Annotated in this window: 17 protein-coding genes; 3 read left to right on the forward strand and 14 right to left on the reverse strand. The window is 71.0% G+C overall.

What is annotated here, in order from left to right; genetic code table 11:
* From AC07Q9_RS20415 to AC07Q9_RS20435, 5 genes are all read right to left on the reverse strand, one after another.
* A complete protein-coding gene (locus AC07Q9_RS20415; RefSeq protein ID WP_495311621.1) occupies positions 1-927 on the reverse strand; it encodes an alpha/beta hydrolase family protein in 927 nt (308 codons plus the stop codon).
* An 8-nt stretch (positions 928-935) separates the two neighbouring features.
* The gene (locus AC07Q9_RS20420) at positions 936-1,916 is read right to left on the reverse strand and encodes a DMT family transporter (RefSeq protein ID WP_495311623.1); all 981 of its coding nucleotides are present in this window, start codon (positions 1,914-1,916) and stop codon (positions 936-938) included.
* Positions 1,917-1,951: 35 nt separating this feature from the next.
* Positions 1,952-2,773, reverse strand: coding sequence for a helix-turn-helix transcriptional regulator (locus AC07Q9_RS20425; RefSeq protein WP_495311624.1), 822 nt, complete (start codon positions 2,771-2,773; stop codon positions 1,952-1,954).
* Positions 2,774-2,792: 19 nt separating this feature from the next.
* The gene (locus AC07Q9_RS20430; protein WP_495302344.1) at positions 2,793-3,158 is read right to left on the reverse strand and encodes a hypothetical protein; all 366 of its coding nucleotides are present in this window, start codon (positions 3,156-3,158) and stop codon (positions 2,793-2,795) included.
* Between the two features lie 94 nt (positions 3,159-3,252).
* A complete protein-coding gene (locus AC07Q9_RS20435; protein ID WP_495311625.1) occupies positions 3,253-4,806 on the reverse strand; it encodes a long-chain-fatty-acid--CoA ligase in 1,554 nt (517 codons plus the stop codon).
* A 193-nt stretch (positions 4,807-4,999) separates the two neighbouring features.
* On the opposite strand from AC07Q9_RS20435, the gene AC07Q9_RS20440 reads away from it, so the two are divergent.
* Genes AC07Q9_RS20440 through AC07Q9_RS20450 form a run of 3 tightly spaced genes read left to right on the forward strand, consistent with a single transcriptional unit; the run spans position 5,000 to position 9,166 of the window.
* Positions 5,000-5,992 carry a tripartite tricarboxylate transporter substrate binding protein gene (locus AC07Q9_RS20440; RefSeq protein WP_495311626.1) on the forward strand — a complete coding sequence of 331 codons (993 nt, stop codon included), beginning with the start codon at positions 5,000-5,002 and terminating at the stop codon, positions 5,990-5,992.
* 23 nt (positions 5,993-6,015) lie between these two features.
* Positions 6,016-8,139, forward strand: a complete 2,124-nt coding sequence (locus AC07Q9_RS20445) for an acetate--CoA ligase family protein (RefSeq protein ID WP_495311627.1) — start codon at positions 6,016-6,018, stop codon at positions 8,137-8,139.
* Positions 8,140-8,179: 40 nt separating this feature from the next.
* Positions 8,180-9,166 (forward strand): Bug family tripartite tricarboxylate transporter substrate binding protein, encoded by a 987-nt coding sequence (locus AC07Q9_RS20450; RefSeq protein WP_493195694.1) that lies wholly within the window; start codon positions 8,180-8,182, stop codon positions 9,164-9,166.
* Between the two features lie 3 nt (positions 9,167-9,169).
* Here AC07Q9_RS20450 and AC07Q9_RS20455 read toward each other — a convergent pair whose 3' ends face one another.
* From AC07Q9_RS20455 to AC07Q9_RS20495, 9 genes are all read right to left on the reverse strand, one after another.
* Positions 9,170-10,381: a CaiB/BaiF CoA transferase family protein gene (locus AC07Q9_RS20455; RefSeq protein WP_495311628.1), complete on the reverse strand. Its 1,212-nt coding sequence runs from the start codon at positions 10,379-10,381 to the stop codon at positions 9,170-9,172.
* A gap of 3 nt (positions 10,382-10,384) precedes the next feature.
* Positions 10,385-11,368: a Bug family tripartite tricarboxylate transporter substrate binding protein gene (locus AC07Q9_RS20460; protein ID WP_495311629.1), complete on the reverse strand. Its 984-nt coding sequence runs from the start codon at positions 11,366-11,368 to the stop codon at positions 10,385-10,387.
* A gap of 11 nt (positions 11,369-11,379) precedes the next feature.
* A complete protein-coding gene (locus AC07Q9_RS20465; protein WP_495311630.1) occupies positions 11,380-12,360 on the reverse strand; it encodes a Bug family tripartite tricarboxylate transporter substrate binding protein in 981 nt (326 codons plus the stop codon).
* A gap of 41 nt (positions 12,361-12,401) precedes the next feature.
* Positions 12,402-12,851 carry a hotdog family protein gene (locus tag AC07Q9_RS20470; protein ID WP_495311631.1) on the reverse strand — a complete coding sequence of 150 codons (450 nt, stop codon included), beginning with the start codon at positions 12,849-12,851 and terminating at the stop codon, positions 12,402-12,404.
* Positions 12,852-13,044: 193 nt separating this feature from the next.
* A complete protein-coding gene (locus AC07Q9_RS20475) occupies positions 13,045-13,575 on the reverse strand; it encodes a hypothetical protein (protein WP_495311632.1) in 531 nt (176 codons plus the stop codon).
* A gap of 14 nt (positions 13,576-13,589) precedes the next feature.
* On the reverse strand, positions 13,590-14,261 hold the full coding sequence (locus AC07Q9_RS20480) for a nitroreductase (RefSeq protein WP_139704416.1): 672 nt from the start codon (positions 14,259-14,261) through the stop codon (positions 13,590-13,592).
* A 2-nt stretch (positions 14,262-14,263) separates the two neighbouring features.
* A complete protein-coding gene (locus AC07Q9_RS20485; protein WP_495311633.1) occupies positions 14,264-15,463 on the reverse strand; it encodes a CaiB/BaiF CoA transferase family protein in 1,200 nt (399 codons plus the stop codon).
* A gap of 11 nt (positions 15,464-15,474) precedes the next feature.
* A complete protein-coding gene (locus tag AC07Q9_RS20490; RefSeq protein WP_495311634.1) occupies positions 15,475-16,569 on the reverse strand; it encodes an acyl-CoA dehydrogenase family protein in 1,095 nt (364 codons plus the stop codon).
* A 21-nt stretch (positions 16,570-16,590) separates the two neighbouring features.
* A complete protein-coding gene (locus AC07Q9_RS20495; protein ID WP_495311635.1) occupies positions 16,591-17,844 on the reverse strand; it encodes an acyl-CoA dehydrogenase family protein in 1,254 nt (417 codons plus the stop codon).
* Positions 17,845-17,950: the final 106 nt, after the last annotated feature.

Here is a 17,950-nt window from a genome sequence, read left to right on the forward strand (position 1 = left end):
TTACGGCGCCGCCAGATACGCCTCCACCGCCTTCCCCCACAGCCCCTGCTGCCCGAGCAACCCATGCCCGCTCGCGCCGCCCTCCAGCGTGAAGCTCTCGAAGCGCCCCTTGCCGCCCGCTTCGCGAAAGGCTTCGAAGTTCTTGTGGCTGTGCGACATCGCGTAGAACGGGTCGTTCTCGCCGTAGAGCCACAGCGTGGGCTTGGCAAAGGCCGCGCCGCGGCGGAAGGTGGCGGGGTTGATGGCGTCGGCGGCGTTGCCGGGGCACTTGTCGCCCATCCAGCCGCCGACGAAGTTGATGACGCCCTGGAACATGTCGGGGTGCAGGCCCGCATACACAACCGCGAGGATGCCGCCGCGCGAGTGGCCTGCGATTTCCATGCGGCGGGTGTCGACGTCGGGGTCGCGCTGCAGCCACGCGACGGCGGCGTCGAGGTCGGCCACGGCGCGGTCGAAACCGGCCAGGGCGATGGCGGGCTCGCAGCTGTAGTGCTCGCGCTTCGCAGTGAAGCCTTCGTCGTACAGGCCGTCCGATTGGCCGCGTCCGCGCCGCTGCGGATAGGCGATGAGCCAGCCGCGCTGCGTGAACCAGCGGGCGGTTCGCTCGGGGGCCCAGGTCTGCTTGAACAAGGCCGGGTCGTTGCCGATGCCGGTGGAGCCGTGGTTGAACACGACGGTGGGGAACGGGCCGGCGCCGTCGGGCTTGTAGATGACCATCTCGAGCGTGACGGGCGCACCGTTCTCGACGAAGGGCGTGGGCACGCGCACGACGCTGCGGTGCAGTGGCGATGCCGGGGGCTGCTGCTGTGCTTGCAGCTGCTGCTGCTGCTGCTGCGGCTCCGGCCGCTGCGCCCAGCCCGCGCCGCAGAAGGCGAAGAGCGACGCGAACGAGGCGGCCACGAGCGTGGCGGTGCGAAGGCGATTCATCTTTTTCTTCATGGGCGAGTGCTTTCGGAAGTGGGCAAGGGCGCCGCAGCATTCTGCCCCGGGGCCCGCCCTTCGCTGTCGCGCGGCGCCAGCACCCGCCACCGCAGCGCGCCGCTCGCGAGCACGACGCCGGGCACCACGACCGACAGCGCCAGCAGCGCGGCGCGCGTGACGGGCTCGTTCATCCACCATGCCGCGCCGAGCGTGGTCAGCACGGGCACGAGCGCGGACGACAGCGCGGCGCGTGCGGCGCCCAGCCGCGTGATCGCCACGCCGTAGACCACCAGCCCCAGCAGGCCGGCGACCACGCCTTGCCCTGCGGCCTGCATCGCGATGTCGGTCCATGGCGCGGCGAACAGTCGCGGCGGGCCGGCGAGCCACAGCAGCGGCAACAGCAGCAGGGTCGACGCACCGTTGACGAAGGCCGCGCCCTGCCATGCGCTCATGCCGCAGCGGCCGAAGGCCAGGGAGTAGACGGTCCACAGCAGGGCCGCCAGCAGAAAGAGCAGGTCGCCGCGCCAGTGCTGCTGGCGCAGGCCCTCGCCGAAGTTGCCCGCGGCGAACACGGCCATGCCGACGGCGATGCCAACCAGCCCGAGCAGGCGCAGGCCATGCACGCGCTCGCCCCGGTAGACCCACGCGCCCAGCGCGGTGAAGAGCGGCAGGCTGCCGGCCATGAAGATGCCCATGTGGCTGGCGGGCGCCCACTGCGCGCCGGCCAGCACCAGCAGGCCGAAGGGCAGGCCGCTGCCGACGACGAGCAGCACGAGCGCACCGCGCGACGCACCCGGCGGCACGAGCCTGCCGCGCAGCCACAGCGGGCTGAGCAGCAGCGCGGGAATGCCGTAGCGCAGCAGGGCGAGGTCCATCGGCCCGAGCGCGGTGGCGGTCACGCCGTGGCGCGACAGCAGCTGCCAGGCGCTGCCGATGAGGGCGGCGGCCAGCGCGGCGAGTGCGCCGGTCCAGAGGGTGCGAGGCGATGTCGTCATCGGGCCAGTCTGTGGCCCGGCCGGCGCGAAAGCTATCAGATTCGTGCGCCTGCTGCGTCGGCAGGCCCGAGCACGCGGCGGGCCTCGCCGAGCGTGACGCCGACGCCGCGCCGGAACACGGCGCCCAGGTGGCTCTGGCTGCAGTAGCCCAGGTCGTGCGCCAGGCCCGCCAGGTCGCGTTCGCCGTCGGCCAGCCGCTCCATCGCCGCCGCCAGCCGCAGGTGCTGGCGGTACTGGTGCAGGCTCAGGCCGGTCTGCTGGCGAAAGCGCCGCGCCAGGTGAAAGGGCGAGCGCGACACGGCCTCGGCCAGTTCGTCCAGCGAGAGAGCAGGCCGCGCGCCCGGGCCGCTGCCTTCGGACAGCAGCAGCTGCCGTGCACGCGCGACGGCGCCGTGCCAGGGCGCCTGGTGCGGCGCGCTGCCCAGTTCGGCGACGAGCGCGGCCACCAAGGCCGCGGCCTGTGCGCTGTCGGTGTCCGGCAACTGGCGCCGCGCCGCGTGCATGCGGTACAGCGCCTGCGGGGTCAGCAGGCAGACGCTCACGCCCGCCGCGCTTTCACCGTGGGCCGGGCTCACCGATGCCTGGCCGCTGACCACGAGGCTGTGCCGCACGGTCGCGGTCTCGGGCCGCAGCCGGTAGGCGGTGGCGTCGCCGAAGCGGATGGCGGTGAGCGCGTCGGTCAGCCAGGTGTGGTCGCCCGAGCGCACGTCGAGCCGCGTGCGCCCGATGGGGAAGACCACGCGCGGCGAGGCCACGGTGTACAGGTCGCTCCACGCCGGCCCCTGCGGCGCGTGCAGGCGCACATGCGCCACCTCGAACCCGCGTCCTGCGTAAAGAAGGGTGCGGTCTTGCGGCATGGAAAGCGTGAAGGGTGGATCAGCCCAGCGCGGTCCAGCTGCAACGCAGCTCGTACTGCGCGCCGCGGTAGCTGAGCGTGCCCGTCGCGCCGGCCACGCGCAGCGCCACGGCCACCTGTGGCCGTTCGAGGCCGGTGCCGCGCGCGCGGATGAGCTGCTGGCGATGGTCGACGAAGCGCTGCTGCAGGGTGAAGCGCTCGCTCCCCTCGGTGCCTGGGCCGGTGCGCGCGACGACCAGTTCGGTCAGCTGGCCGGTCGAGAGGCTGAACTGGATCTCGACCGCATACGGCCGGCCGTCGCACTGCAGGCTGCCGTTCGCAAAGGCGGGCGACAGGCCAAGGAGCAGAAAGCAGGGCAGGGCGAGAGCGAGGAGGCGGCGGTGCATGTCGCAGAAGGTGCAGGTGCAGGTGGCGGCCCGCCACCATACCCCAAGCAGGTGAAACACACCCGCACACATCCGCACACACACCGCCGGCGCGTCACCCCACCTTGCGCGCGCGCCCTTCCCAGTGCGGCTCGCGCAGCTTGTACTTGAGCATCTTCCCCGCCGGTGACAGCGGAATCTCGGCGCGAAACTCCACGCTGCGCGGGCACTTGTAGCCGGCGATCAGCGTCTTGCAGTGCGCCACCAGCGCCTCGGCGCTCAGGGCCTCGCCGGCGCGCAGCACGACCACGGCATGCACGCGCTCGCCCCACTGGTCGTCGGGCACGCCGACCACGGCGCACATCGAGACCTGCGGAAGTTGCGTGATGGCGTTCTCGACCTCGGCCGAGTAGATGTTCTCGCCGCCGCTCACGATCATGTCCTTGAGCCGGTCGACCACGTAGACGAAACCGTCGGCGTCCATCACGCCACCGTCGCCGGTGTGCATCCAGCCATCGCGGAGCACCTCGACGGTCTGTTCGGGCTTGTTCCAGTAGCCGGCCATCACCATCGGCCCGCGCGCGGCGATCTCGCCGACGGTGCCGTTCGGCACAGGCTGGCCTTCGGCATCGACGATGCGCACTTCGGCGATGGGCACGGGCCGCCCGGCCGAGCGGCGGCGCGCGGCCGGCTGGTCAGGGTGGTGGCACCAGGTGGGCAGCACGGTGACCACGGGCGACAGCTCGGTCATGCCGTAGAGCTGGCAGAAGCCCGCGCGCGGCAGCTTGTCGATGGCCTGCAGCAGCAGCGCGTCGTCGATGGGCGCGGCGCCGTACAGCACCAGCTGCAGCGGCGTGGTGTCGAACTCGCCGAAGCGCGGGTGCTCGATGAGCCGCTTGAGCATGGTGGGCACCATGAAGGTCTCGCTGGCGCGCTCGTTCTGGATCGCCTCGAGCACCTTCACTTCGTCGAAGGCCGGAATGATGACCTGCGTGCACAGCCGCATCATCAGCTGCAGCGTGAGGCCGGTGCCGCCCACGTGGAACATGGGCGCCATGTTCAGGCCCACGGCCTCGGCGGGGCGCGTGGCGGCCATGTTGGCCGAGAGCTGGCCGGTGTAGAGGTTGCCGTGCGTGAGCATCACGCCCTTGGGCAGGCCGGTGGTGCCGCCGGTGTACATCACTGCGGCCAGGTCGGCGCCGCCGCGCCGCGCGTCGGGCACGGGCTGCGCCTGCGCCATGAGGGCTTCGGCATCGGCCATGCCGTCGGGCGCGGGGCCGTCGCCGAAGTGCACCAGCGTCTTCAGCGAGCGCGCGAGTTCGCGCTGCTGCTGCGCCACGGCGCCGAAGTGCGCGTCGGACAGCAGGATGCGTGTGTCGCAGTCGTCCAGCGAGTACGCGACCTCGCGCGCGCTCCAGCGGATGTTGACGGGGTTGATCACGCCGCCCGCCCACCAGGTGGCGTAGAGGTACTCCACGTAGCGGTCGGAGTTCAGCGCCAGCAGGCCCACGCGGTCGCCGGGCTGCAGGCCCAGCGACTGCAGCACGGCCGCCAGCCGCGCCACGCGGTCGACGAACTGGGCAAAGGTGCTGCGGCGCTCGCCGCACACGAGGGCGGTGGCGCCGGGGCGTTCCTGCAGGGCCTTGTGCAGGGGCTGGGTGAGGTCCATGGACTGCGGTCTCCGTCGGTCGATGCGTTGTTGCGCGCCGAGTATGGAAGGGACGCGCCGCGCCGGCATCGTCGGAAGCGACGGGATCGGAAGCGCCCTGGCGGCCAAAGTCGTCCGAAGCGACGGTGACCGGCCAAGGGCTGCGCGCGACCATCGCCGCAGAACGACAGATTCGACCGACCGGAGACAAGCCATGCATTCCTTCCCGACCGACCCGGCGCGCCGCCGCCTGATCCACGGCGTGGCGCTCGCCGCCGCGGGCACCACGCTGCCCTTCCTGGCGCGCGCCCAGGGCCTGTTCGGCAAGCAGCCGATCACGCTGCTGGTGCCCTACCCCGCGGGCGGCGCCACCGACGTGCAGGCACGCGCGCTGGCGCTGGCGGCCTCGCGCGAGCTGAAGCAGCAGATCGTGATCCTCAACCAGCCCGGCGTGGCCGCCACGCTGGCGCCGACCACCATGGCGCGCAAGGCCGCGCCCGACGGCTACACGCTGTCGCTCATGCTGAGTTCGCTGTACCGGTTGCCGCACCTGCAGAAGGTGAGCTACGACCCGGCCACCGACTTCACCTACGTGGCCAACGTGACGGCCGCCACGCTGGGCATCACGGTGCGCCAGGACGCGCCGTGGAAAGACCTGAACGCGCTGCTGGCCGCGGCCAAGGCCAAACCGGGCGAGGTGTCGTACGGCACCACCGGGCGCGGCGGCACCTCGCACGTGTCGATGGAGCGGCTGGCCGCGCTGGCCGGCGTGAAGTTCAACTTCATTCCCTTCAAGGGCGCGGCCGAGCTGTACAACGCGCTCATGGGCGGCCATGTGGACGCGGTCTCCGAGGCCGGCTTCGGCGCCGCCGTGGGGGGCGGGCGCGTGCGCCTGCTGGCCACCTTCAACGAGGCGCGCTCGCCCACGCGGCTGAACGTGCCGACCGTGAAGGAGCTGGGCTACGACGTGGTGGCCAACGGCTCGTGGGGCATCGCCGGCCCGCGCGGCATGGACCCGAAGGTGGTGCAGGCGCTGCAGGAGGCCTTCCGCAAGGCCGTGGACGACCCCGAGTTCCTGCGAACGCTCGACCTCAACGACTACGTCAGGTTCTACATGGACAGCCCCGCCTACACGGCCTGGGCGCACAAGACCTATGCCGACGAGAAGCGCTTCGTGAGCGACCTGCGCATCAAGCTCGACGACTGAACCCGACCTTTCTTCCTGCTGCCATGACTTCTTCTTCCTCTTCTTCTCTTCACTGCTTCCTCCATCCCAAGGCCATCGCCTTCGTCGGCGCCACCGAGCGCTCGGTGTGGTCCAACGCGGCGCTCGCCAGCCTGCGCACGCTGGGCTACGCGGGCCAGCTCTACCCGGTCAACCGGCGCGGCGGGAGCTTCCATGGCATGGCGGCGGCCACCTCGGCCGAGGCCATCGGCGAGCCGGTCGACACGGCGCTGCTGATGGTGCCGGCCGACGCGCTCGACGATGCGCTGGCCGACCTGCAGCGCGCGGGCATCGGCAACGCGGTGCTGCTGAGCTCGGGCTTTGCCGAAGCCGGCGAGGAAGGCCGCGAGCGCCAGCGCCTGCTCACGGCCAAGGCGCGATCGCGCGGCCTGCGCATCCTCGGGCCGAACTGCCTGGGCTTCGTCAACTTCGTCGACCGCTCGGCCGTGTGGACCGCCTCGCTGCGCGAGCCGCTGCCGGCGGGCACGCTGGGCATCGTGTCGCAAAGCGGCGCGCTGGCGGGGCAGCTGTCGTTCATGGCGCAGGTGCACGGCATCGGCCTGAGCCGCATGGTGTCGACCGGCAACGAGTCGGACATCGACATCGCCGAGGTCATCGACTACCTGGTGGACGACGAGCACACGGGTTCCATCGCCGTGTTCGCCGAGACTGTGCGCGACCCGCAGCGCTTTGCCGCCGCGGCCGAGCGCGCGCTGGCCGTGGCCAAGCCGATCGTGGTGCTGAAGATGGGCAGCAGCGAGATCACGGCGCAGGCCGCGCAGGCCCACACCGGCTCGCTGGTGGGCGACGACCGCGTGTTCGACGCCATGTGCCAGCGCCTGGGCCTGATGCGCGTGCGCTCCATCGAAGACCTGGTGTTCACCGCCGCCTTCGCCAGCATGACCGGGCCCTTCGCGGCCGGCGGGCTGGCGGCGGTGTCGATGTCGGGCGGCATGTGCGAGATCTTTGCCGAGCGCGCCGAGGAAGAAGGCCTGGTGCTCACGCCGCTCGCGCCCACCACCGAGGCCGCGCTGCGCGAGGTGCTGCCGGGCTACGGCACGCCGCAGAACCCGCTGGACGTGACCGGCGCCGCCATGCTGCAGCCCGAGCTGTTCGGCAACGCGCTCGAAGCGCTGGTGCGCGACCCCGCGCTGGGCGCTGCCATCGTCGTGGCCGACGTGCCCAACGCGCCGGCCAACGACACGCCGCTGAACCGCGCCGTGCTCGCGCAGGTGGCGCGCGGCCTGGCCGCCAGCCCGGTGCCCGCCATCGTCTGCAGCCACTACGTGATGCAGGTGAGCGAGCGATCGCGCGAACTCATCGCCGAAACCGGCATCCGCCACATCGCCTGCGGCATTCACCACGCGATGAGCGCGGCGGGGGCGGTGCACCGCTGGTCTGAAACGCTGCGCCGGCGTCAACAAGCGCAAGGTGTCGCTGCTGCTGTGCCGGCTACGCCACCCTCGCAGCCGTTGCGTTCCGAGCGCGAGACGCTCGACTGGCTCTCGCAGCGCGGCGTGCCGGTGGTGCCCGTGCGCCTGTCGCGCAGTGCCGACGAGGCCGCGCGCATTGCGCAGGAACTCGGCGGCCCGGTCGTGCTGAAGATCGCCTCGGCGCAGATCGCCCACAAGACCGAGGTCGGCGGCGTGGCGCTCAACCTGCAGGGCGCTGACGCGGTGCGCGCCGCCTGGCTGGCGATGGACGCGCGCGTGCGCGCGGCGCGGCCCGAGGCCGAGATCGACGGCATCCTCGTCGCACCCATGCGCCAGGGCGGGCTCGAACTGTTCGTGGGCACCGTGCGCGATCCGCAGTGGGGCCCGGCGCTGGCCGTGGGGCTCGGCGGCATCTGGGTCGAGGCGCTGCGCGACACCAGCCTGCGCCTGCTGCCCGTGACGCCCGCCGAGGTGAAGGACATGCTGGCCGAGCTGCGCGGTGCGCGCCTGCTCGACGGCTGGCGCGGCGCGCCCGCGGCCGACCGCGACGCCATCGCCGAAGCCGTGGCCGCCATCGGCAACGCCGCGCTTGCGCTCGGCCCCGAACTGGTCTCGCTCGAAGTCAACCCGCTGCGGGTGGACGGCCGCACGGTCGAGGCGCTCGATGCGCTGGCCGTGTGGGGCGCGGCGGGCTGAACCGCTTTCATCGTCAAGAAAACCAACAGGAGACCTCTTCATGCTGCAACGACGTCGATTCGCGCAATGGGGCGCGAGCGGACTGCTGGCCCCCGCGCTCGGTGCCTTGCCGAAGGCGCAGGCGGCCGACGCCTACCCGACCCAGCCGATCAAGGTGATCGTGTCGTCGGCGGCCGGTGGGCTGGTCGACGGCATCGCGCGCACCATCGGCGAACGCATCGCCAAGCCGCTGGGCCAGCCGGTGCTCATCGACCCGAAGCCGGGTGCCAACGGCGCCATTGCCGCGTCCTTCGTGGCCAAGGCTCCGGCCGACGGCCACACGCTGCTGTTCGCCGTCAACTCCTTCGTGCTTGCACCGCTGCTGATGGCCAAGCCCGGCTACGACGTGTTCAAGGACTTCGCGCCCGTGTCGCTGTCGAACTACGGCCTGCTCGTGTTCGCGGTGGGCGAGGGCGTGCCGGCCAGGAGCATGCGCGAGTTCGTCGCCATGGCCAAGGCGCAGCCCGGCAAGCTGAGCTTCGGCTCGGCGGGGCAGGGCTCGTCGGGCCACCTCTACGGCGAGAAGCTGATGCGCGACGAGGGCCTGCAGATGACGCACGTGCCCTACAAGGGCGGCGCGCCGCTGATGATCGACATCCTCGGCGGCCAGGTGCAGGGCGGCTTCGTCACCATGGGCGAAGCGCTGCCGCACGCGAAGTCGGGCCGCGCGAAATTGCTGGGCGTGTTCGGCACGCGCCGCATGCCGCTCGCGCCGCAGATCCCCACCTTCACCGAGCAGGGCTTCAAGGGCTACGAGCACGGCGGATTCTGGGGCTTCTTCGCGCCCACCGGCACGCCGCAGCCGGCCATCGACAAGCTCGCCGGCGCGGTGCGCCAGGCCGTGGCGCAGCCTGATCTGCAGGAACGCATGATCGGCCTGGGGCTGGAGCCTTCGGGTGAAGGGCCGGGCGAGTTGATGGCGGCGGTGCGGCGCGAGAACCTGCTGTGGTCGCGGCTCATCAAGGACATGAACCTGAAACTCGAATAGACCTCAGGCCCGCGCCACCACGCCGGCGGTCACCAGCGCATCGACCGCCGCGCGTTCGAACCCGAACTCCCCCAGCACCTCGTCCGTGTGCTCGCCCAGCGACGGCGCAAGCCGCTGCACGCCGCCCGGCGTGGCCGACAGCGTGAACGGCACGCCGGGAAAACGCAGCGTGCCTTCGGTCGGGTGCTCGGCGTCGTGCCACAGGCCGCTGGCTTTCAGCTGCGGATCGTCGGGCAGCTGCTGCAGCGTCTGGATCGGCATCGCCGGAATGTCGGCCTGGCGGAACGCCGCGACCCATTCGGCCGTGGTGCGCGCGCCGGTGGCGCGTTCGAGTTCGCCGAACACCACCGTGTGGTTGCGCACGCGCGCTGCCAGCGTGGCAAAGCGTTCGTCCTCGCGCAGCTCGGGGCGGCCCACCACCTCGAAGAAGCGCAGCCACTGCGCGTCGGTGTAGGGCACCAGCGCGATGTAGCCGTCGGCCGTGCGAAAAGGTTTGCGTACGCCGGAGCGGATCGAGCCGTACACCATGTCGTCGATGGGCGGCTGGAAGGTGTGGCCCCACAGGTGCTCCACCATGTTGAAGGCGGTCATGGTCTCGAACATCGGCACGTCGACCGCCTGCCCCTGGCCGCTGCGTTCGCGGTGGAACAGCGCGGTGACGATGGCATACGCCGCGTACAACGCCGTGGTCTTGTCGGCCACGAGCGCGGGCATGTAGCGCGGCTCGCCGGTGTAGATCGATTGCAGCTGCGCCAGGCCCGATGCGGCCTGGATGATGTCGTCGAAGGCCGGCAGGCCCGCATGCGGCCCCTCGTCCGAGAAGCCCTTGACGTGCGCGCTCACGAGGCGCGGGTTGAGTTCCCGCAGCCGCGCCGCGTCGATGCCGATGCGCGCCGCTGCGTCGGTGCGCACCGAATGCACGAGCACGTCGCTGCCGCGCACCAGCGTGTCGAGTACCTCGCGCGCGGCGGGTTGCTTCAGGTCGAGCACGAGGCTGCGCTTGTTCCGGTTGCACGACAGGTACAGCGACGACATGCCCTTGTGGCGCGCGGGCCCGACCGAGCGGGCCAGGTCGCCCTGCGGCGCTTCGACCTTGATGACGTCGGCGCCCATGTCGGCGAGCATCTGGCTGGCCAGCGGGCCGAGCACCACGGACGAGAGGTCGAGCACCTTAACGCCTTCGAGGGCGCCGCGAAAAAGGGGAGGAGGCGTCATCGGTCAGTCCTCCAGGCGGATGCCGGTCTTGTCGATCACGCGCTTCCAGGTGTCGGCGTCCTGGCGCAGCACCACGGCGAACTCGGCGGCTGTGCTGCCCGCGGGCTCGATGTTCATGTCGCGCATCTTCTTTTGCACCTCGGGCTTGGCGATGATGGCGGCGACGGCCTTCGACATCTTGTCCACGCGCGGCTGCGGCGTACCGGCCGGCAGGAAGAGCGCAATCCACGCATAGGGCTCGAAGCCCGCGTAGCCCGCCTGCTGGAAGGTCGGCACCTGCGGCAGCGTGGCCGAACGCTGCGTGCCCAGTGCCGCCAGCGCGCGCAGCTTGCCGCTTTGCAGGTAGGGCAGGGCGGTGCCGGTGTCGAGCACGGCCACGCGGATGTGGCCGCCCAGCAGGTCGGTCACCATGGGCGCGGCGCCCTTGTAGGGCACGTGCGGCATGTCGACGCCGGCTTCTTTCTTGAACAGCTCGCCGTAGATGTGCGAGGTGGTCGCCACGCCGGTGGAGCCGTACGAGTACTTTCCGGGCTCGGCCTTGAGCAGCGTGACGAGTTCGGCCAGCGTCTTGGCGGGCACGTCGGGCGTCACGACCAGGGCCGAGGTCGAGATGCCGATCTGCGACACGGCCGCGAAGTCTTTCACCGCGTCGTACGAGAGCTTGCGCTGCAGCGCGGGCATCTGCACGTGCGTGGTGATGGTGAAGAGGGCGGTGTGCCCGTCCTTCGGGGCGCGTGCGACGGCAGCGGCGCCGATGGTGCCGCTGGCGCCCACGCGGTTGTCGACGACCACGGGCTTGCCCCAGGCGGAGCCGAGTTCCTGCGCGACCAGCCGCGCGATGTTGTCGGTGATGCCGCCGGCGGGGAAGGGCACGACGAGGGTGACGGGTTGCGAGGGGTAGTCGGTCGGTGGCTGTTGCGCGGCGGCAGGCAGCGTGAGCAAGGCGGCCAGCGCGAAGCCGAGCGTGGAAGAAGAAAGACGTGTCATGGCGTGCGGCCTCAATCGAGCTTGATGTTCTTGGCCTGGATCACCTGCTTCCACCGCGCCTGGTCCGCGCGCATGGTGGCGGTGAGCTGCGCGGGCGTGCTGCCGACCGGGATCACGCCCAGGCCTTCGATGCGCGCGGCCTGTTCGGGGCTTTGCACCACCTGGGCCACCTCGGCTGAGAGGCGCTGCGCGATGGGCTGCGGCGTGCCGGCGGGCAGGTAGATGCCGAACCAGCCGACCGACTCCATGCCGGCGAAGCCCTGTTCCTTGAAGGTGGGCACGCTGGCCGCGAGCGGGGCGCGTGCGGTGCCGACCACGGCGATCGACTTCGCCTTGCCGGCCGCGACGTGCGGGCCCACGCCCTTGGCCGAGACGAACACGGCATCGACGGTGCCGCCGAGCAGGTCGGTGATGGCCGGCGCCTCGCCCTTGTAGGGCACGTGCAGCAGCTGGATGCCCGCGGCGTCCTGCAGCACCTCGGCGTACAGGTGCGCGCTCGATCCGTTGCCGTAGGAGCCGTACGAGTACTTGCCGGGCGCGGCGCGCGCGAGCTTTACGAAGCCGTCGAGGGTGTCGACGCCGAGCTTGTTGCTCACGGTGAAGACGATGGGCAGGCGCCCGGCTTCCGACACGGGCACGAAGTCCTTGAACGGATCGAAGCCGGCGTTGGGGTACAGCAGCGGGTTCTGGATGATGGAGGTGAGCGAGAACAGCACGGTGTAGCCGTCGGCCGGTGCGCGCTGCACGGCGGTGATGCCGATCTGCCCGTTGCCGCCGGGGCGGTTGTCGACGATGACGCTCTGGCCGAGCCGCTTGCCCAGGCCCTCGGCGACGATGCGCGCGAACACGTCGGTGCCGCCGCCTGCGGCGTAGGGCACGATCATGCGGATGGGTTTGTCGGGCCAGGTTGGCTGCTGCGCGAAGGCGCTGCCGGTGGCCAGGGCGGCTGCCAGCGCGAAGGCGTGGCGGCGGGTGAATCTGCTGTAGTGCATGTCTGTCTTGTCTCCGATGGTTTTTCTGTCTGGGCGCGATGTCAGAGCGGCAGGCTCACGACGGCCAGGCCGGGGCCGACGGACACGCCGTGGCGGTTCTCGCTCCACAGGCGCAGGTCGAGGCGGTGGCGGTGCGCGGCGTCGGCGTTGTCGTCGATCCACTTGCGCTCGACCTGGCCGCGCACGGTGACGGTGTCGCCCGCGGTGTTGAACGACTTCATGCGAAAGCCGCGGATGGCATGCAGCACACCGGCCGTGCCGATGTACTCGCGAATCGCGCGCTCCCACATGCCCTGCAGCAGCATCACGTTGGCGTACATCTCGGGGGCGCCGGTCGATCGGGCGTGCTCGGTGTTGTGGTGGATGGCGTTGAAGTCGCGGTTGGCGCCGGCGGCCATCACGAGGCGGTAGACGGTGAGGGGGAAGGGCACGGGGTTCAAGGGGTCGCCCTCGTTGACTTCTTCCCAGCGGCGTTGTGTTTGCCAGTTCATCTTGTTGCTTTGCTTGTGAGGCGTTGTGGGTCGGTTCAGGGCGCGTGCACAGGACATCGGGTACTCCCCTCCGCGAATGTCCCCCGGGGCTTCGCCCCTCCTCCTTGATTTCGCTGCGGGGAGCACCCAATGCCCTGCGCACGGGAGGCGGCGCGCCGGTGCGGGAGGCCGCACTGAATCGGATGCTTGTTCGCTAGTGCGGCAGGTAGTGGTACATGCCGAAGCGGCAGCGGGCCACGACCTCTTCGCGCTGGTTCACGATGTCGTACTCCCACGTCGTGAACGCGCCGCGCCCCACCTTCGTGGCCTTGGGTTCGCAGCGCACAAGCCGGTTGCCGCGCCTTCCCAGGCGGTCGCCCAGGCGCGCGGGTTGCAGGTAGTCGACCTCGTAGTCGGTCGCCATGTAGGCGGTGGTGGGCGGCATGCCTTCGGGGCGCGTGCCCTTGAGCGGGCTGCGCTCGGGTTCGGCGTTGCGCGCATCGCTGGTGAACACGGGCAGTTGGCCCGGGGCCCACATCGGCGGCAGCGTGAGGCTGGCGAGGCTGGTCGATGGCGCGACCGCGTCGGGCCCCTGGTGCAGCGGGCAGTCGAACTCCAGCACCTCGACATAGCGGCGCACGGCGCCGGCCTCGATCACGTCGGCGCCCCAGCGAATCACGCCGTTCGCAAAGTCTTCGCCCACGCGCGCCACCATCGGCGCCCAGGCGCTTTCCCAATCGTCCATGGGTGATTGCCTTCCTAGATGCCGATGAACTCGGCCACGTCGTCCAGCGGCGCGCGCTCGGTCTCCAGGGCGTCGAGGGGCTTGTCGCGGTCGGCGTAGCCGATGGCCATGCCGGTGAAGAGCATGCGTTCGGGCGGCAGGTCGATGAAGCGGCCGATGGTCTGGGGGTAGATGGCCCAGCACTCCTGCGGGCAGCTGTCCAGGCCCTCGGCGCGCAGCAGCAGCATCACGTTCTGCAACATCATTCCCAGGTCGGACCACTGCGGCGGACCCATGCGGCGGTCGACGGTACAGAAGAGCGCGAGCGGCGCGCCGAAGAACTGGAAGTTGCGCGCAAACCACTTCAAACGCGCGGCCTTGTCCTCGCGCGGAATGCCCAGGCGCGCGTACATCGCCTCGCCGACGGCGAAGCGGCGGTCGCGATACGGCGCGACCAGCTCGCGCGGGTAGATGTCGTACTCGCTGCCTTCGCCGCCGGGCGTTTCCTGCACGCGGGTGCGCATGAGGGCCTTGAGTTCGTCCAGGCGCTCGCCGCCCACCACGTGCAGGTGCCACGGTTGCAGGTTGCCGCCCGAGGGCGCGCGCAGCGCGGCCTGCAGCACGCGGCGGATCGTGTCGGCCGGCACGGGGCGGTCGAGAAATTCGCGCACCGAGCGGCGGCTTGCGACGGCGTCGTAGACAGTCATGGTCATGCGGCGTTCTTTCGTTCGTTCATGAGGGTCACGCCCAGCTCGCGTGCCACTTCGGCGCTGTGCTGGCCGGGTGTCGCGGCGTGCGACAGGTCGGCGTAGGCATAGCCCGAGAAGCGCACCGGCGGGCGCACTTCAAGATACGCGCCTTCGGTCGGGTGCGTGCGCTGTCGGAAAAGGCCGGTGGCCTGCAGCTGCGGGTCGTCGGGCAGGTCGGCGATGTCGTTCACGCGCATCGCGGGCACGTTGGCCTTCTTCAGGATGTCGAGCCATTCGGCCGTGGTGCGCTCGGGCAGGATGGCGGCGGCGGCCTCGTACATGCGGCTCATGTGCTTGCGCCGTAGCGCCTTGTCGGCCAGCTCGGGCGCCTCGAGCACCTCGGGATGGCCGGTGGCCTCGAAGAAGCGCAGCCAGCGGTCGTCCAGGTAGGGCGCAATGGCGATGTAGCCGTCGCGCGTGCGAATGGGCTGGCGCATGGGGTCGATCTGGCGCGGGTACAGCGCGGGGCCGGTGGGCGGCACGAAGGTCTTGTCGCACAGGTGCTCCACGAGGTTGAAGCTGGCGAGCGACTCGAACATCGGCACCTCCACCTGCTGGCCTTCGCCGGTGCGCAGCCGGTGCACCACGGCGGCGAGCACGGCATACGCCGCGTGCAGGCCCGAGACCTTGTCGGCCATGGTCATCGGCACGTAGCGCGGCTGCGGGTTGCCGTCGACCTTGGGCGGCAGCGAAGCGATGCCCGAGGCGGCCTGGATGATGTCGTCGTAGGCCTGCAGCGCGGCATACGGCCCGCGCTGGTCGAAGCCGGTGCAGTGCACGTAGACGATGTCGGGGCGGATGGCGCGCACCTCGTCGTACGACAGGCCCGCGCGCGCGATGGCGTCGCTGCGCACGTTGTGGATGAAGATGTCGCTGGTCTCGATGAGGCGACGCATCGCGGCGCGGCCGTCCTCGCTCTTCAGGTCCCAGTCGACCGAGCGCTTGCCGCGGTTCAGCCGCAGGTGCACGGGGCTCATCAGCGGCGTGACGGGCGGCGTGCCGATGATGCGGATGCTGTCGCCCTCAGGCGGCTCGACCTTGACCACCTCGGCGCCGAGGTCCGCGAGGATCTGCGTGCAGTAGGGGCCGAAGATCACCGTGGTGAGGTCGACGATGCGCAGGCCTTCGAGCATGCGGGGGGCGGGTGATGTGGTGGTCATAGGGTGGGAGGTCATGCGGCGACGAGGCCCTGCATCTCGGCGGCGAGGTGGCGCACGCGCTCGGGCCCGCCGAGCAGCTGGCGGTTGAAGCCGATGCGCTTGAACCAGTAATGCAGGCCCAGCAGGTCGGTGATGCCCATGCCGCCATGCACCTCGGTGGCGGTGCGGGCGACGAAGGTGCCGGTTTCGCTCAGGTGCGACTTGGCGTGCGCGGCGAGCAGCGCGGCTTCTTCGGGCAATGCGTCGAAGGCATGCGCCGCGTACCAGACGAGCGCGCGGCCGGGCTCCAGCGCGGCGGCCATCTCGGCGCACAGGTGCTTCACGGCCTGGAAGGAGCCGATCACGCGGCCGAACTGGCGGCGCTCCTTGGCGTAGGCCACGGCCTGGCCGATCATGGCTTCGCCCGCGCCGAGCGTGTCGGCGGCGAGCAGGGCCCAGCCCGCGCTGCGCAGGCGCGCGAGCGTGGCGGGGCCGCTGTTGGGAAGTCGTTCTGCCTTCACCTGTGCGAAGTGCAACTCACCGAGCGGGCGCGTGGCGTCGATGCTGCGCAGCGCACCGCGTGTGAGGCCCTGTGCATCGGCGCGCACGAGGTGCAGGCCACCCGCGCGGTCGGCCACGATGAACACATCGGCCGCGCCCGCGTCGAGCACGAAGAGCGCGCTGCCGTCGAGCGTGCCGTCGGCCGCCGCCGTCACGCCGGCGCCATCGCGCGCACCGGCCACGGCTTCGGCGATGGCCACGCCGGCGATGCATTCGCCGGCCGCCAGGCGCGGCAGCCATTCATCCTGCTGCGCCGCGCTGCCGGCTTCGCGCAGCGCGAGCGGTGCGAGCACGGCGGTGCCCAGAAAAGGCGTGGGCGCGACATGGCGGCCCAATTCCTCGGCGGCCAGCGCGGCATCGAGCAGCGAGAGGCCGAGCCCGCCGAAGGCCTCGGGCACGAGCAGGGCCGGCACGCCGACCTCGCACAGCGTGCGCCAGACCTCGCGGTCCAGCGGCAGGTCGTCGGCCGCGACGCGGCGCACGCGGTCGAGTGGGCAGGCGCCTTCGAGTGCGCGGTGCAGGCTGTCCTGCAGCAGCTTCTGGTCGGCGGAGAGGGCGAATTCCATGGCGTGCTTTCTTTCAACCGATCAGGCGAGGCGGGGTTCGCGCGGCATGTCCAGCCCGCGTTCCGCGATGATGTTTTTCTGGATCTGCGCGGTGCCGCCGCCGATGATCAAACCCAGGTCGAACATGTAGCGCTCCTGCCAGAGCGCCTGCGCGCGCAGGTGCGCGCTGCCGGGCATCAACAGGCCCAGTTCGCCCAGCGCGTCGATGGCGAGCGCGGCCAGCTGGTGGCGCAGCTCGCAGCCCTGCAGCTTCACAACCAGCGCGGCCAGGCCGGGGTCTTCGCCCCTGGCCGCGGCCGTGAGCAGCCGCAGGCCGTGGCACTTCTGCGCCAGCACCTGGCCCTGCAGCCGCATCAGGCGGTCGCGCAGCACGGGCTGGTCGATGAGGCGCGTGCCGTCGACGGTCTCGGCCTGCATCAGCGTGGCGAGCTCCTGGTAGCGCTGGGTCGTGAGGTTGGGGTTGCCGAGCGAGCCGCGCTCGTGCTTGAGCGTGGCGTTGGCCACCTTCCAGCCGTCGCCGCGCTGGCCCACGATCTGGTGCTGTGGCACGCGCACGTCGGTGAAGAAGACTTCGTTGAACTCGGCATGGCCCGTCATCGTCTTGAGCGGGCGCACCTCGATGCCGGGCGTCTTCATGGAGAACAGCAGGTAGCTGATGCCCGCGTGCTTCGCGGCGCCGGGCTCGGTGCGCACGAGGCAGAAGATCATGTCGGCCACGTGCGCGGTCGAGGTCCAGATCTTCTGGCCGTTGATGACGAAGTCGCCGCCGTCTTCGGTGGCGTGCGTCTGCAGCGAGGCCAGGTCGGAGCCCGCGCCGGGCTCGGAGTAGCCCTGGCACCAGACCACCTCGCCGCGCAGCGTGGGGCCGATCCATTCGCGCCGCTGCGCTTCGGTGCCCAGCTCGAGCAGGGTGGGCACCAGCATCGAGATGCCCTGGTTGCCCAGCGGCGGTGCCACGCCGGCGCGCGCGAACTCCTCGGTGATGAGGTGCGACTCCATGACGTCGGGCGCCGCGCCGTGGCCGCCGTAGTCGCGCGGCACGGTGCGCCCCGCGTAGCCGTGGTCCAGCAGCAGGCGCTGCCAGGCGAGGGCGTCGGCGTCGGGGCGCTCGGCGGTGCGCGCGAAGGCCGAGCGGTGGCCGTGCGTGGCGAGGAACGCGCGCAGCTCGTCGCGAAAGGCTTCGTAGCGGGGATTGAGCGTGAGGTCCATGCGGTGCTTGCCTTCGGTGCCCGCCGCGTTGCGCGGCGGTGGGTGTGTCTCCGTGTCGAGGCTCATGCTAGGGGCAACCCTCAGCCGCTCTCAATCGTCCGTTCCGACGATGTGACGCGCAGGAGGCGCTGCCTACCATCCAGCCCGAACGCCGCACGAGGTCCGCAAGAGA

The organism is Variovorax sp. GW821-FHT09A10 (genome assembly GCF_059418385.1).

Excerpts from the sequence above, each read along its gene's own strand:
- AC07Q9_RS20490 (WP_495311634.1), bottom strand. The coding sequence starts at position 16,569 with ATGGAATTCGCCCTCTCCGCCGACCAGAAGCTGCTGCAGGACAGCCTG.
- AC07Q9_RS20420 (WP_495311623.1), bottom strand. The coding sequence starts at position 1,916 with ATGACGACATCGCCTCGCACCCTCTGGACCGGCGCACTCGCCGCGCTG.
- AC07Q9_RS20430 (WP_495302344.1), bottom strand. The coding sequence starts at position 3,158 with ATGCACCGCCGCCTCCTCGCTCTCGCCCTGCCCTGCTTTCTGCTCCTT.
- AC07Q9_RS20425 (WP_495311624.1), bottom strand. The coding sequence starts at position 2,773 with ATGCCGCAAGACCGCACCCTTCTTTACGCAGGACGCGGGTTCGAGGTG.
- AC07Q9_RS20470 (WP_495311631.1), bottom strand. The coding sequence starts at position 12,851 with ATGAACTGGCAAACACAACGCCGCTGGGAAGAAGTCAACGAGGGCGAC.
- AC07Q9_RS20480 (WP_139704416.1), bottom strand. The coding sequence starts at position 14,261 with ATGACTGTCTACGACGCCGTCGCAAGCCGCCGCTCGGTGCGCGAATTT.
- AC07Q9_RS20440 (WP_495311626.1), top strand. The coding sequence starts at position 5,000 with ATGCATTCCTTCCCGACCGACCCGGCGCGCCGCCGCCTGATCCACGGC.
- AC07Q9_RS20445 (WP_495311627.1), top strand. The coding sequence starts at position 6,016 with ATGACTTCTTCTTCCTCTTCTTCTCTTCACTGCTTCCTCCATCCCAAG.
- AC07Q9_RS20415 (WP_495311621.1), bottom strand. The coding sequence starts at position 927 with ATGAATCGCCTTCGCACCGCCACGCTCGTGGCCGCCTCGTTCGCGTCG.
- AC07Q9_RS20460 (WP_495311629.1), bottom strand. The coding sequence starts at position 11,368 with ATGACACGTCTTTCTTCTTCCACGCTCGGCTTCGCGCTGGCCGCCTTG.
- AC07Q9_RS20450 (WP_493195694.1), top strand. The coding sequence starts at position 8,180 with ATGCTGCAACGACGTCGATTCGCGCAATGGGGCGCGAGCGGACTGCTG.
- AC07Q9_RS20475 (WP_495311632.1), bottom strand. The coding sequence starts at position 13,575 with ATGGACGATTGGGAAAGCGCCTGGGCGCCGATGGTGGCGCGCGTGGGC.
- AC07Q9_RS20495 (WP_495311635.1), bottom strand. The coding sequence starts at position 17,844 with ATGAGCCTCGACACGGAGACACACCCACCGCCGCGCAACGCGGCGGGC.
- AC07Q9_RS20485 (WP_495311633.1), bottom strand. The coding sequence starts at position 15,463 with ATGACCACCACATCACCCGCCCCCCGCATGCTCGAAGGCCTGCGCATC.
- AC07Q9_RS20465 (WP_495311630.1), bottom strand. The coding sequence starts at position 12,360 with ATGCACTACAGCAGATTCACCCGCCGCCACGCCTTCGCGCTGGCAGCC.
- AC07Q9_RS20435 (WP_495311625.1), bottom strand. The coding sequence starts at position 4,806 with ATGGACCTCACCCAGCCCCTGCACAAGGCCCTGCAGGAACGCCCCGGC.
- AC07Q9_RS20455 (WP_495311628.1), bottom strand. The coding sequence starts at position 10,381 with ATGACGCCTCCTCCCCTTTTTCGCGGCGCCCTCGAAGGCGTTAAGGTG.